Genomic DNA, 13,248 nt, shown 5'->3' on the forward strand with positions numbered 1-13,248 from the left:
CCTCCATTTCCCTACCGCAATAGGCGGCACTCCTGGTAACCGAAGCAAGACCTAACCTCATGGGCAGAGAGCATAGCCAACCTTTCAGTGCCCTCTCCACTCTCCACCAGCTGCTTCAATTGCGTACACTTGTCGTGGTTGGCAGAAAGCATCATAGCAACACTTGCCATCAACATGACAATCCCAACGCAGCGTATTGCCCACCCTATTGGGAATACTCCACCGGAGGGTAACGGAGGCGCGACCACCTTCCCTACAGACTCCATCGCCAACACAATCTTTCCACCAAACAGTAAAAAGCTACCGCACAGGAAAAGTACCATAAGCTTCGCCTGATACGCAACGTTTTTTGAGTACTCTTTCTTGTTTCTATGGATGATTAGGAAAGAAACTCCAAACGCCAAAGCAGATGTGAAAAACAGCGCGTTAACTACCATGTCAGTAATCTGGGTTACACCCAGACCTAGGCTTCCAACTTTAACATGGTCAGATAGAGCAAGCCCGGAGTACATGAGCACTCCCAGACCGATGAACTGCACGGTAACGAAGAGTAAAGAAGCAGCCAGATCCACCTTATTTGCATGCGCTTCAATGAAGTCTGAAGTTTTATCCAGTCGCTTCCTATCAGCTTTGTCTAGGGATATCTTACTCTGCACACCAGATAGTCTGGATTCGCGTTCTATTGCTTCCTGTATTTTTCGTTTTTCTACTTCTATCTTGAAAACTAAAATAAAGGCACACACAACCCCTAGAGCGGCGGTAAGCGCGGTTAGAAACTCCATTGCTGTCCAAAAGTTTGCTGCGGACTTGCCCATTCCGGAAAGAAACCCAGCCTGGGAAAGCGCCAGCAATATAAACATGGTAGTTGATATTGCAAGTGTGAATATAGAGCAGCACTGCCTTACGTAGTTGAGCTTCTCTATTTTAAGCATCCTCCTTGGGATGCTAATAGGTAGAGTCATATCGTGCACCCTGGTGACGTATACGTAGATTCTAGCATAATTCATAAGATTTTTACATATTAACGCACAGAAAAGTAGATCAAAAGAGCTAAGAAGGCCGATTTCACTATTGGGTTAAAAATTAAATTTATCATCTGAGAGTTGTCCGAAGCATGGATTTAGCTACTTAGAGCATATAACCGTAACGTATTACCGCGTGTGGTATACGGGGATATACGCGAGCACAGCTTTCCGTGTTATTTGTGGCGCTATCTGGGATTGTGGGTAATTGCACCTTAGGATGCAGACCTACCCCATGGACGCAAGGCACAGTACCACACCAAATTAGATTGCGAAAGTCTTTGAATGGTGGCAGATTTATGCGGATTTAGCTCACGAACTTTTATGATCAGAATTGGTATAAATGGCCTTGGTAGGATAGGTAGGTGCTTGTTCAGAATGTTGTTTGAAAATATAACGCCAGATGTGGAGTTGGTGGCCGTTAATGGGTCCTCCAGCGCGGAGTTACACAGGCACTTACTTGAGAATGATTCTATACACGGAAAGTTTGGGCACAAAATTAGTATAGGGGACGACGGCTCTTTCGAGGTTTGTGGTAAAACAGTTAAGTTTTTCAGAAAGCAGCTCCCCCAAGACATTCCATGGAGCGATGTGGAAGTCAATCTAGTATTTGAGTGTACGGGGAAGTTCAATAGCAGGGAATTATCGGGTTATCATCTCAAAAATAGTGTGAAAAAGGTGATAGTTTCTGCTCCAGTTGTTGATGCTGATATTCAAGTGGTTGTTGGAGTGAATGAGCAGAAAATAACGGATAGTCACAACATAATATCTGTGGGATCGTGTACCACAAATTGTGCGGCCCATGCTGTACGGATTATGGATGAGGAGTTTGGTATTGAGGGAGGTTTTATCACTACAGTACATGCGTACACGAATGATCAGAATCATGTGGATGGTAGCCACAAGGATTTTAGAAGAGCCAGAGCATGTGGTCTCTCCATGATTCCTACAACTACAGGTGCATCTAAGGCTTTGGAAGCTTTATTTCCCAAGCTGGTAGGCAAGCTTTCGGCTTCCTCTATTAGGGTTCCCACTCCCAATGTTTCAGCGGTTGACTTCACTTTCGCGTCCTCCTCTAAGACGACTGTTGAGTCAATAAACGGGGCCTTGCATAGGGCCGCCACTGCGCGACCTGATATACTTATGGCGCTAGATGAACCACTCGTCTCGTCTGATTTTAATCACACAACTCACAGTGCCATTTTTGATCTCCTGGAAACGTACACCAATAAGGGTGGAAGTTTATCTAGGATACTAGCTTGGTATGACAACGAGTGGGCTTTTGCGGCCAGGATGATTGACGTTTCCAGAGAGTTACGTAGGTTTTTGTAACCGCCTGTTCGGCATACACACGTCTGAAACTTAGTTGAGTTTTTTACGAGCTGTGATAGAATGCCAAGGGCGGTGCGAGCAGATTGCGCGTGAAGTCGGTCAGGTTAGAGATAAAGCAGCCGTAGCGTCGTTTTTCTGGGTTGCGCTTCCCACGTGTTGTTCGTAATGTGATTGTGAACTTAGCTCTTAAATACAGGCCGCGCAGCTTTGATGATCTAGTGGGTCAGGATGTCCTAGTGAGGATCTTAAAGAACTCTTTTGCGCTAGGGTCCCTGAGCTCTCCTATTTTGATGGTAGGGGCAAGCGGAGTCGGTAAGACCACATGCGCGAGGATAGTCTCGCTTTGCCTCAATTGCGTAAATGGGCCCACGCCTGATCCGTGCGGAGCGTGCCATGCATGTGTTTCCATAAAGAATTCTACAAACCCGGATGTTATTGAGATAGACGCCGCGAGCAATACAGGCGTTGATGACATCAGAACAATATTGGAAAACTCCAGCTACCTTCCGACGTCATCTAGGTTTAAAGTTTACATCATAGACGAAGTACACATGCTCTCTATTAGCGCTTTTAATGCCCTGCTAAAGACCCTAGAGGATCCAGTAGAGCATGTGAGATTTATAATGGCCACAACAGAGGTCAGGAAAGTTCCAGTTACTGTAATTTCTAGGTGTCAGAGACTGGATTTATACAAGCTCTCTGTGGAACAGCTGTTTGCTCACCTTGTTGAAATTGCAAAGAAAGAGGGTATAGAGCATGATGGTGAGGGATTGCGGCTGATAGCGGAAAATTCTTCTGGATCGGTAAGAAATGCCCTTTTCCTACTAGAGCAATCTTTTGTCTATACTAAGAACAGGGTTTTTGCCAACGATGTTAGGACCTTGCTTGGGTGTGTGGATAAGAGCCTAGCAGAAGGCCTGGTAAAGTACATATTGCTTGCCGATGCCCGTTCGGCGCTTGAGGTCTTTAGAAAATTGTGCTGCCAAAGCCAGCCTATCTCTGTACTAGAGGGGGTGCAGCTGATAGTGTATGAGCTTTGCGTTGCTTCGGTGAGTAGAGAGTATAAGTTTGACCTAGGCAGCGATCTGCTATCTACCACTAGGTCTGATTCCACACCATTTCTTTCTAGGGTGTGGCAAGCCCTGGCGCACGGGCTACAAGAGGTCAAAAACTCTGGTGATACGCAGCGCGCCGGAGAGATGGTAGTAGTGAGGCTGTGCTACTTGAGTGGCCTACCATCCCCACAAAAGATTGCTGGGTTCCTGCTTTCTAAGACAAAAAGTACAGCGCAGGTGGATACCGTTAAAAAAAAAGTTGAGTACGCAACACACAACAGTAAAGCACCTATACCGGGGCGTGATGCAAACAGGCTAGGGGCTTCTAGCATGGAAGATTGTTCTAGTTCGGGTGGAAATTATTGCCTTGGAGAGGTTGCTGACAGCAATGACCGAGCCGAACCCACTAAAAAAAATGGTGTCAATACCTCTGATAAGATGTACAATCCGGAGGAGGATGAAGCTGTGATGGGCGTGGTGCGGGATTTCGAGGGCGCGTCGGTTGTTGGCTTTTGTGATTTAGACTAGAGTGGTTGTATGTCCTTTGATGATCAGAGGTTTTCCGATCTCCAGAATGCTATAAAGAGAAAACTGTCCGAGTTTCGCGTTCACCAGGAGCCTAGGCTGTTCGATGGCCAGTCACTAGGTGGTAAGGTTTCTGTGAAGATACTCCTATCTAATTTTGTGGAATATAAGGTCCAGGAAGTCAGAGTCGATCCCGCGCTTTTGGAGAGTCAGGCCTTTATGGTGGAAGACTTAATAAAAGCGGCATTCGATGACGCATTTAGAAAATCTGTAGAGCACAACAAGGGCTTTATCAGTTCACTTATGTCCTCTTACTTTTGATATGAGCCAAATTGCTGTTGTAGGGGCAACTGGGAATGTTGGCAGGCTGGTGTTGAAGGTTCTGAGCGAGCGGGGTGTTTCCGTTGACCAGGTTGTTGCGCTTTCTTCATCTGAGTCTGTAGGTAAACGCCTGAGCTACGGTGATGATCGCGAAATTCGGTGTGGTAGCCTTGATGAATACGATTTTCATGGGTCTGAGCTGGCCATTTTTGCCACCAGTGATGCTGTGTCGGAAAGATACGTTGATAGGGCAGTTAAATGCGGCTGTGTAGCCATAGATAGCTCATCTTGTTTTCGTATGGAGGCCGATGTCCCACTCGTTATCCCGGAGGTAAACCGAGATTCTCTGGCATCGTATACCAATAGAAATATAGTTGCGAGTCCCAATTGTTCAACTACACAAATGCTCATTGTGCTAAATCCGTTGTGTAAGGTGGCTGGCATAAAGCGGGTGGTAGCATCAACCTACCAATCTGTGTCTGGTATGGGGAGAGACGCTATGTCTGAGTTATATAACCAGACCAAGGCTGCGTTTGTTGGTCAAAAAGTTGAGCCAACGGAATTTCCCAGACAAATATCGTTTAACTGTATACCACATGTTGGTGATTTTTTGGACGATGGATCCACTACTGAAGAGTGGAAGATGTCAGCCGAAACAAAGAAGATAATGGGGATAGATATAGAAGTTGCAGCAACCTGTGTCAGAGTTCCCGTTTTTGTGTGTCACTCGCAAGCCTTGAACATTGAGTTCCACAGCAAAATCTCTGTGGAAGAGGCATATGATGCACTTAGCGAAGCACCGGGTGTTCTCGTGCTGAATCATGAAAGTAGCTTGCAATACGTAACCCCGATAGATTGTGTTGATGACGATGCAGTGTACGTCTCTAGGATTCGTGAAGACACAACAGTGCCGTATGGACTGAGTATGTGGGTAGTATCAGACAATCTTAGAAAGGGCGCTGCGTTGAACTTGGTGCAAATTACACAAATCTTGGTAGACGAGTATCTAAATGTATAAGGTGGTCGTACTCCAAGAGAGGCTGCACACTACGTCGTAGCATAGCACTTTTATTGATGAAGTGTAAACGTGTGAGATACCCTGGTCTCGGACCACTTGCCTCATTTTAGTTGATATTGGGCCGTTTCTGTGGTAGCATGTGGGGTTTTCGAAGAGGATGGTTGTAATTTATGAATGATTACAGTGCCCAGTTTCAGGGTGCGTACTACTGCGCGGGGCTTAGGAGCTACTTGGTTAAGGTATACAACTATATGGCTGCGGCTCTTGGGCTTACCGGTGCTGTCGCTCTGGTGGCTTCCTTTTCTCATGGATTGATGAACGTTCTATATGGGACTCCGCTACATTGGGTGGTGTCTCTTGCTCCTATTGTGATGGTGTTCTTTCTTTCCTCGAGAGTGCACAGCATGAGCATGCGATCGGTGATGTTCGCGTTTTTTGGGTTTGCTGCGATGATGGGGCTTTCCCTGTCGTACGTGTTTATGGTGTATACTGCCCATAGTATAGCCAGGGTTTTCTTCATATCCTCTGCGATGTTTGGTGTTATGGCGTTGTATGGTAATACCACCAAGCGGGATCTATCTAAGTTCGGTGCCTTTCTCATTATGGGGGTAGTAGGGCTGCTGATAGCTTCAGTTGTGAACATATTTGTGGCTAGCGGGCCGCTGCATTTCGCCATATCTCTGGTTGCAGTTGTGGTGTTTACAGCGATGACTGCTTTTGACGCTCAGAGGATCCGGGATATGTATTACCGTCTCAGTGACGGCTCTGAGGTTACCTCCAGCAAGATGGCTGTGATGGGTGCCACCAGCCTGTACTTCAACTACATAAACATTTTCCTGAGTCTACTGCACCTTGTTGGGGACCGTAGGTAGGTGTGCGCTCCTACGCCTCCCTTGGTGAAAGGAGGGGGGGGTGAGGGGTTCGTCATCCGCCGCCGCCGGCTGGGCCTTAGTTCCTTGTGTGAGGTAGCCGCGGGTTTATCTCGGTTTTTGACCGGGGATATGTCGGTCTCTGTGAGTGGGGATTTGGGCGTCGGGAAGACTGAGTTTTGTAGGTGTATAGTCTGTGCGCTGTCTAGTTCGAGTTTTCTAGGTAGTCCCACGTTTAGTATAGTGCATGAGTATGAATGCTGTGGCTTCCTGCTCTATCATGTGGATTTGTATAGGATATCTTCGGTTAAGGAAGCCCAAGAAGTTGGTCTTTTCGATATCTTAAGCGGAAATTTGGTTCTGGTTGAGTGGCCGGAAGTTCTTGGCAGCTGCGTGAAATTCGATATAAAGCTCAGTATAACCAACTCCAAGGAAGGGGGTGACATGCGTGACCTAGTTATCGTGTCTAAAATAGGCAAGCTTCCTATTTAACTGTGTGCGGAGCTTCTCTGCGGGTATACGGAGGTAGGTGATGCGTCACGACGCACCGTTGTGGTGGGGCGGCCGCCAGTCTGAGACAAAACTGTACCCATATAGGCAACGTTATTTGTAGAGGGTGAACGTTTGCAGGATTCTCGGAAAGCGAGATGTGTAAAGAGCCAATGCGGGAGGGGACCTACGACTGGTGCCCGCTACTGTAGGGTGGAAGAGGAAGATGACGACCTTTTGCTGCCGAATATCATGCTCATCACGTTTCCATCCATTCTAGGAGATGACTCAGGCCTAGCCACCCCCTCGGTGTCGTTCACCAGGCGATCTAGGATACACAGCCCAACTTCTTTGTACTGCAGCTCGCGCCCTACAAACCTTATGGACACTTTGACCTTGTTTCCCTTCTCTATGAACCCTTTGAGGTTGTTTAGCTTGATGTTGTAGTCGTTATCTTCAATGTTGAGCCTAAACTTAAGCTCCTTCAAGGAGGAAGACCTATGCTTTTTCGGGCCACCAAGCTTCTTTTTGTTGTACTTCTGCTTGCTGTAGTTAAATATCTTGCATACCGGGAACTCCTCCTCGCTGACTACCTCGACTAGGTCGAGTCCCGCTTCCCTTGCCCTGGCCACGGCCTCTTCTATATCGACCACACCGACCATGGAACCCTCTTCATCAACGAGCCTAACTTTTTTGGCGGTTATCGCTTCGTTAACCCTCGGTCCTTTTTTCTCCACTCCTGACCTATGAACCCCAACAAAGGAACTAGCGCATGCTAACACAAGTCAACAAGGTTTTCAATGCTTTATCGGCCTCCATTCGACAAGTCTCGGCCGACCCGTGACGCCTAACCGACACGAACCCCCTTCCAGCCTCGCTCTTTCCCACCACCCATACTATAGGCACTTTGTTAAAAATCGATTTACGTATTTTGTGACTTATATTTTCCTTTGTTGAGTCTAATTTTGTGCGCACGTTTTGCTGCAGTGCCATATCCATCAAATTTCTAGCGTATTCTTCTACCTCTTCGCTTACAGTGAGTATTTCCAATTGCACGGGTGCAAGCCATGGCGGAACATTACCTGCGTAGTGCTCGATCAAAATTCCTATGAACCTTTCAATTGTTCCTAGAATTGCTCTGTGTATTATTACAGGGTTGTGTTTTTTGCCATCTTCTCCCATATAGAAGGCGTCCAATCTACTAGAAAGCACGAAGTCCAGCTGTACAGTGCCACATTGCCATTCTCTACCAACAGCATCTTTGAGGGTGAATTCCAACTTGGGCCCGTAAAAGGCCCCCTCGCCTTTATTGATTGTATACTCTACTCCTGCCTCATTCATAGACTCCATCAAAGATTGTTCAGATCTGTCCCATATTTCATCTGATCCCATCCTATTATCTGGGCGGTCAGAGAGCTTGACCGTTATGTTGTCAAAACCAAAGTCTTTGTATACTTCCACGAGTAGCTTGTAAAACCGTAGCACCTCATCTTTAACTTGTTCATGCGTGCAAAATATGTGTGCATCGTCTTGGGTGAAGCCCCTAACTCTCATCAGCCCGTAGAGTGCGCCTGAGGCCTCATTTCTGTGGCACATGCCGAACTCTGCCATGCGTATAGGTAGCTCCTTGTAGCTCCTCGTTTTTGATTTGAATATTTGTACGTGACATGGACAATTCATAGGCTTTATGGCAAGTGCCTTTTTATCGTCCTCAATCACAAACATGTTTTCTTTAAACTTCTCCCAATGACCAGATTTCTCCCACAACGTTCTATCCAGCATTATAGGGGTCTTTACCTCGCAGTACCCGTTCTCCTTGAGTTTACATCTGATGTACTCTTCTATTGTGAGGTACAGTGTCCACCCTTTGTCGTGCCAAAATACCTGACCGAGCGCTTCGTCCTGTATATGAAACCAGCCCAAATCTTTGGCTATCCTTCTATGGTCCCTCTTTTCTGCTTCCTGTAGTGCATGCACATAAGATTCAAGTGCTTCGCTGCTATGCCACGCCGTGCCGTAAACACGCTGTAGCATCCTATTTTGAGAGTCGCCGCGCCAATAAGCTCCAGAAATTTTCATGAGCTTGAACGCTTTGACGTACTTTGCGGATGGGGCATGTGGCCCTCTGCAGAGATCTATAAATTCTCCATGCCTATAAACTGTTATCTCTTCGCAATCAGGAATCTCTGACAAGATTTCCAATTTGTAGCGCTCACCCGAGTCTTTAAAAAACTTTATGGCTTGTTTCCTAGTCCAAACTTCTCTAACAAACTTTTCATCCTTATTGATAATGTCTGCCATTTTTTGTTCTATGGCTTCGAAGTCCGCTTCAGATAAACTGTGTTGGAGATCAAAATCGTAATAGAACCCGCTCTCTATGGTAGGTCCAATTGCCAACTTAGTATCTGGAAAAATTTCTCTGATTGCTCTAGCCATAATGTGAGCCGCATCGTGCCTGATTATCTCCGTTCCCGCGGCGCTTTCCGCTGTTATGGGGCTTACATAGCTGTCTTTACTTATCGGGATTGCCAGATCCTGCGGATTTCCATCCACTAATAATGCAACTATAGATTCCATAATGTCGGGAAACATGGTTTCTGCTACCTCGAATCCCGTAACATGCTTGTGAAACTCTGCCTCTTTTTTCTCTGGGAAAGAGGTGGTAATGTTTATCATGGGCAGCAACTTCCCTAGGGAGAGACATGCTATAATAATTCTATTTGCGCTCTGTAGCGAGTTTTATATGCTAATTTCTAAGGCTCTAATTGGGAAAGCGGAAGTCTGTATACAGCATTTACGCAAGAGGAACTTAAAAGTATCTTTCGCTGAATCGTGCACCGGGGGGCTGCTTTCGTTCGTTTTTTCGTGTGTTCCCGGGGTTTCCGATGTTTTATTTTCTTCTGTAGTAGTCTACAAAACACACTCAAAGTGTGTGGTACTTGAGGTGCCGCAACGAGAGATAGAAAAATACGGCGTTGTGAGTGAGCAGGTCGCCGGAATGATGGCTGAGGGTGCACTTAGGGCGCTAGGACACCATGCTGACATTGTGCTTTCGGTAACCGGTACCGCTGGCCACGCGGTACACGGTACGGAACCTGTGCCCCCGGATCCGGAAACGGGGACTGTTTACATGGGGTTGGCTAGGCGCAACTCCAGGGTTAAAGTCCGCCGGTATGACCTAGGATGCATTACGCGGTTCGAGGTTCAAGAAGCAGCAGTGGAAAAGGCAATAGACTTCATAGAAATGGCGATATTCCCTGATGGAGCCTCCTAAGCGGATCGCCGCTGGCTGGCAACAACACCCTTTCTGCGGGCATCCGTAGATTCCTTAATTCTTGCAGCTTTGCCGAACAGCTTAAGTATGTAGTACAGCTTGGCCCTACTCACCTTACCATACCTCACCACTTCTATGGACTTGACATTGGGAGAGTGCAGGAAAACTTGCAGTTGTATACTCTCATTATGGCTAATCTTACGGAGAGTGAAGGACGAATGCAGGCCTCTATTGCGCTTTTTTATGCACACTCCCTCAAAGGTTTGTAGCCTCCAGTTGACACCATCGAAGACGTTTACTGCGACTTTAACTGTATCTCCAGGGAGAAAGTGCGGCTTTTCAACACCAGACAATGACTCTATTTGTTTCTTATTAAACCTTTCTAGCACGTTACTCATCTTTATCTCCGTTACACTTACTGAGCGGCAAGTCAGGACGCCTGCGCTCCGTAATAATTCTGGACACCGTACGCCTCCAAAGCTCGATTTCCCTGTGATTCCCCCTCAAGAGAACATCGGGAACCGCAACTCCTCTCCACTCGGCTGGTCTCGTATACTGCGGGTACTCAAGGCCGTCACCAAAGCTTTCGCTATTGAGGCTGTCACTGTTACCAACAGTACCAGGGATCATCCTAACACACGAGTCAATCAGCACCATGGCTGCCAACTCTCCACCGGAAATCACATAGTCTCCTATGCTAAGCTCCTGGAAACTGTAGAAGTCAATAACCCTCTCGTCCACACCTTCAAAGCGCCCACAGAGTAAAGTTATATTGTCAAAACGAATGATTTGTCTAGATATATCTTGCGTTAGCCTCTCACCTCTTGGGGAGGTGTAGATTAGCTTGGTATTGGGATGTGCCTCCAGTACGCTATCTATGCATCTGCCCAGCACGTCGGCCTTCATAAGCATACCGGGGCCACCGCCGTACGGCCTGTCATCGACCGTCAGATGTTTGTTGTTGGTGAATGCTCTAATATCCACCACATTCAGGGACCACAAACCCTTTCTTAGCGCATTGCCAATGGTAGAATACCCTAGCGGGCCTGGAAACATGTCTGGGACTATGGTCAGGACATTGAAAATCATACGCTGCCAACACCTATAACCTCGGGGGGAACTATGGTTACAATTCCCCTATCCACACTCACAACAGGAAAAACTGACTTAGAAAAAGGTACCATGACCAATTTGCCGTTGCTTGTAGATAACTCCACGACGTTACATGATCCAAAATTAAAAACGGCCGAGATTACTCCGTACACTGTACCGTCCTCAAGCTTAGCATCCATTCCTACAAGTTCACTGCTGTAAAATTCATCTTCCTGCAACTTAGGTAAGCTGGTTTTTCTTATATAGAGGCGCTTACCCCGCAGTTTTTCTGAATCTGTTCTGGATTCGACTCCCCTGAATTTTGCTATAACGCTGTCCGCTCCCAATACTGACACCACCGTGACTTCAAAATGGTTATGCCCATCAGTCAAGGGACCGTAGGCGGATATGTTAGATGGGTCCTCTGTAAATGTCTTAACTTTCACAAGCCCCCGTACCCCGTGCGGTGCGCGCACCGCACACAGAAGTACCATACTACTATCATTAATCATGGCTTTCAAACGCTGCGTACTCTCTTAAAACTTTACATTCTGGGATAACGCTCTTCAATCTTAATGTATCTAAAGCTTGTGCAACATTTGCAAAAACTCCTCACACTTTCCCTCATCGCGAAAATTTAGAGTAATCCTCTTACCGCTTTTTCTTACTCGAACTTCAGTATCCAACCTGCCAGGTAGAAAATTTTCAATATGCATTATAGTAGCCTGCACGAAATCTCTGTGATTTTGCAAATCTTTTACCATAACCTCTGTTTCTCTCACGCTCATCCCCGAAGATAAAATCCTTTCAGCCAGCTCTTCAGGGTTTTCTACATTCAAAAGACATCTAGCGTGGCCAAAAGATATGGCCCTGTCACTTATGAGGCGCTTCACAGAGTCTGGTAACGCGAGGATGCGCAGCATATTAGTTACATGGCTCCTGCTTTTACCAAGTATTGTGGCAAGACTTTCGTGCGTGTGCCTAAACTCGTCTATCAACTTCCTATACGACTCAGCTTCCTCTAATGCTGTTAGGTCTTCTCGCTGAATATTCTCGATTACTGAAATCTCCAAGCACTCGCTGTCGCTCACATTCCTAATGATGACAGGCACCTCTGTCAATTTTGCGGCGATGCTTGCCCTCCACCTTCTTTCCCCAGCTATAATTTCATACCTACTGCCTGCCACATCTTTTCTGACTATAATCGGCTGAATAAGCCCCTTTTTGGCGATTGAATTTGCTAACTCCTTGATCGAGGCCTGATCAAACTTCTGTCTGGGCTGGAACCTTCCTGGGTGAAGCATATTGACCTTAAGGCTTACAGGGACCTCTGTGTCTACAGAGAAAGAAACCAGTGAGCGATCTGTAATCTCTTCTTCTCCGATTAGTTCCAGAATACCCTTGCCCAGAGATCGCTTCATTGTTTTTGCCCTATAACTTCTTCCATCCCAAGCACTCGATGCCCATTCTGCTGTGCGAGTATTTCCTTTGCTAGGTATATATAAGACTGCGAACCCGGACACTTGTAGTCGTAAATTATTGCAGGCTTACCATGTGATGGAGCCTCAGATAACCTAACGTTTCTCGGAATGACTGTTTTGTATACATTCTCGCGCAAGTGCACCCTTATGTTATCCTCAACCTGCTCACTAAGGTTATTTCTGCGGTCGTACATAGTTAGTAGAATTCCCTCAATTGTCAGGGCGGGATTGAGGCGCTTTTTGACAAGATTTATGGTCTTCATCAAGTGCTTTAACCCCTCAAGCGCAAAAAACTCGCATTGCATTGGGATGATGACAGAACTAGCTGCAGCTAGTGCATTTATGGTAAGTAGCCCCAGTGAGGGGGGGCAGTCTACGAAAATATACTGGTATCCACTTGCATTCGACAAACGATTTTTGAGCACAAATTCCCTGGATTCCATGGGTGCGAGCCCCAATTCTGCTGCTGACAGATCTATGGTGGAGGGGGTAATTGACAGATTAGGTATGCAAGTTTCTCTGGTTGCGCATGCTATGGGCTGATCATCAATCAACACTCTATATATATCAGGTGACCTTTCAGAATAAGCAATTCCCAGGCCGCTACTGCTATTCCCCTGTGGATCTAGGTCCACCAGTAAGGTTGATTTTCCAACAACGGCAAACGCCGTAGCTAGGTTTATGCTAGTTGTAGTCTTGCCGACGCCACCCTTCTGATTTACAACTGCGAAAACCTTAGCCATTGGCAATACCATCCACTGTCACGATTA

15 protein-coding genes and 1 other RNA gene are annotated in these 13,248 nt (G+C 46.6%); 8 read left to right on the forward strand and 8 right to left on the reverse strand.

The window, feature by feature from the left end:
- Nucleotides 1-11: 11 nt before the first annotated feature.
- Nucleotides 12-1,007: a hypothetical protein gene (locus OC187_RS01930; protein ID WP_262997552.1), complete on the reverse strand. Its 996-nt coding sequence runs from the start codon at nt 1,005-1,007 to the stop codon at nt 12-14.
- Nucleotides 1,008-1,346: 339 nt separating this feature from the next.
- On the opposite strand from OC187_RS01930, the gene OC187_RS01935 reads away from it, so the two are divergent.
- The 7 genes from OC187_RS01935 to tsaE all read left to right on the forward strand — a co-directional run bounded on the left by OC187_RS01935 (nt 1,347) and on the right by tsaE (nt 6,634).
- The gene (locus tag OC187_RS01935) at nt 1,347-2,354 is read left to right on the forward strand and encodes a type I glyceraldehyde-3-phosphate dehydrogenase (RefSeq protein ID WP_262997551.1); all 1,008 of its coding nucleotides are present in this window, start codon (nt 1,347-1,349) and stop codon (nt 2,352-2,354) included.
- Between the two features lie 64 nt (nt 2,355-2,418).
- An RNA gene (gene ffs, locus OC187_RS01940) (signal recognition particle sRNA small type) lies at nt 2,419-2,513 on the forward strand.
- 14 nt (nt 2,514-2,527) lie between these two features.
- Nucleotides 2,528-3,937 carry a DNA polymerase III subunit gamma/tau gene (dnaX, locus tag OC187_RS01945; RefSeq protein ID WP_263008538.1) on the forward strand — a complete coding sequence of 470 codons (1,410 nt, stop codon included), beginning with the start codon at nt 2,528-2,530 and terminating at the stop codon, nt 3,935-3,937.
- Nucleotides 3,938-3,946: 9 nt separating this feature from the next.
- Nucleotides 3,947-4,255 carry a YbaB/EbfC family nucleoid-associated protein gene (locus OC187_RS01950; protein ID WP_262997549.1) on the forward strand — a complete coding sequence of 103 codons (309 nt, stop codon included), beginning with the start codon at nt 3,947-3,949 and terminating at the stop codon, nt 4,253-4,255.
- A gap of 1 nt (nt 4,256) precedes the next feature.
- Nucleotides 4,257-5,273 (forward strand): aspartate-semialdehyde dehydrogenase, encoded by a 1,017-nt coding sequence (locus OC187_RS01955; protein WP_262997548.1) that lies wholly within the window; start codon nt 4,257-4,259, stop codon nt 5,271-5,273.
- Between the two features lie 170 nt (nt 5,274-5,443).
- A complete protein-coding gene (locus OC187_RS01960) occupies nt 5,444-6,145 on the forward strand; it encodes a Bax inhibitor-1/YccA family protein (RefSeq protein ID WP_262997547.1) in 702 nt (233 codons plus the stop codon).
- 24 nt (nt 6,146-6,169) lie between these two features.
- Entirely contained in the window at nt 6,170-6,634 is a 465-nt protein-coding gene (tsaE, locus tag OC187_RS01965; protein WP_262997546.1) for a tRNA (adenosine(37)-N6)-threonylcarbamoyltransferase complex ATPase subunit type 1 TsaE, read from the forward strand.
- A gap of 200 nt (nt 6,635-6,834) precedes the next feature.
- Here tsaE and infC read toward each other — a convergent pair whose 3' ends face one another.
- Nucleotides 6,835-7,368, reverse strand: coding sequence for a translation initiation factor IF-3 (gene infC, locus OC187_RS01970; RefSeq protein ID WP_262997545.1), 534 nt, complete (start codon nt 7,366-7,368; stop codon nt 6,835-6,837).
- Nucleotides 7,369-7,396: 28 nt separating this feature from the next.
- Nucleotides 7,397-9,307 (reverse strand): threonine--tRNA ligase, encoded by a 1,911-nt coding sequence (thrS, locus tag OC187_RS01975; protein WP_262997544.1) that lies wholly within the window; start codon nt 9,305-9,307, stop codon nt 7,397-7,399.
- Here thrS and OC187_RS01980 point away from each other — a divergent pair.
- Nucleotides 9,297-9,905 (forward strand): CinA family protein, encoded by a 609-nt coding sequence (locus OC187_RS01980; protein WP_262997543.1) that lies wholly within the window; start codon nt 9,297-9,299, stop codon nt 9,903-9,905. The two genes, thrS and OC187_RS01980, sit on opposite strands and share 11 nt — an antisense overlap.
- On the opposite strand, the gene rplS is transcribed toward OC187_RS01980, so the two are convergent.
- The 5 genes from rplS to OC187_RS02005 all read right to left on the reverse strand — a co-directional run bounded on the left by rplS (nt 9,902) and on the right by OC187_RS02005 (nt 13,221).
- On the reverse strand, nt 9,902-10,303 hold the full coding sequence (gene rplS, locus OC187_RS01985; protein ID WP_262997542.1) for a 50S ribosomal protein L19: 402 nt from the start codon (nt 10,301-10,303) through the stop codon (nt 9,902-9,904). The two genes, OC187_RS01980 and rplS, sit on opposite strands and share 4 nt — an antisense overlap.
- On the reverse strand, nt 10,296-10,994 hold the full coding sequence (gene trmD / locus OC187_RS01990) for a tRNA (guanosine(37)-N1)-methyltransferase TrmD (RefSeq protein ID WP_262997541.1): 699 nt from the start codon (nt 10,992-10,994) through the stop codon (nt 10,296-10,298). The genes rplS and trmD overlap by 8 nt, the downstream gene beginning before the upstream one ends.
- Nucleotides 10,991-11,509, reverse strand: a complete 519-nt coding sequence (rimM, locus tag OC187_RS01995; protein WP_262997540.1) for a ribosome maturation factor RimM — start codon at nt 11,507-11,509, stop codon at nt 10,991-10,993. The genes trmD and rimM overlap by 4 nt, the downstream gene beginning before the upstream one ends.
- 69 nt (nt 11,510-11,578) lie before the next feature.
- On the reverse strand, nt 11,579-12,418 hold the full coding sequence (locus OC187_RS02000; RefSeq protein ID WP_262997539.1) for a ParB/RepB/Spo0J family partition protein: 840 nt from the start codon (nt 12,416-12,418) through the stop codon (nt 11,579-11,581).
- Nucleotides 12,415-13,221 (reverse strand): ParA family protein, encoded by an 807-nt coding sequence (locus OC187_RS02005; RefSeq protein WP_262997538.1) that lies wholly within the window; start codon nt 13,219-13,221, stop codon nt 12,415-12,417. Before OC187_RS02005 ends, OC187_RS02000 begins: the two co-directional genes overlap by 4 nt.
- Nucleotides 13,222-13,248 lie beyond the last annotated feature (27 nt).

Origin of the sequence: Anaplasma capra (genome assembly GCF_025628805.1) — a bacterium.
GTDB lineage: Bacteria > Pseudomonadota > Alphaproteobacteria > Rickettsiales > Anaplasmataceae > Anaplasma > Anaplasma capra.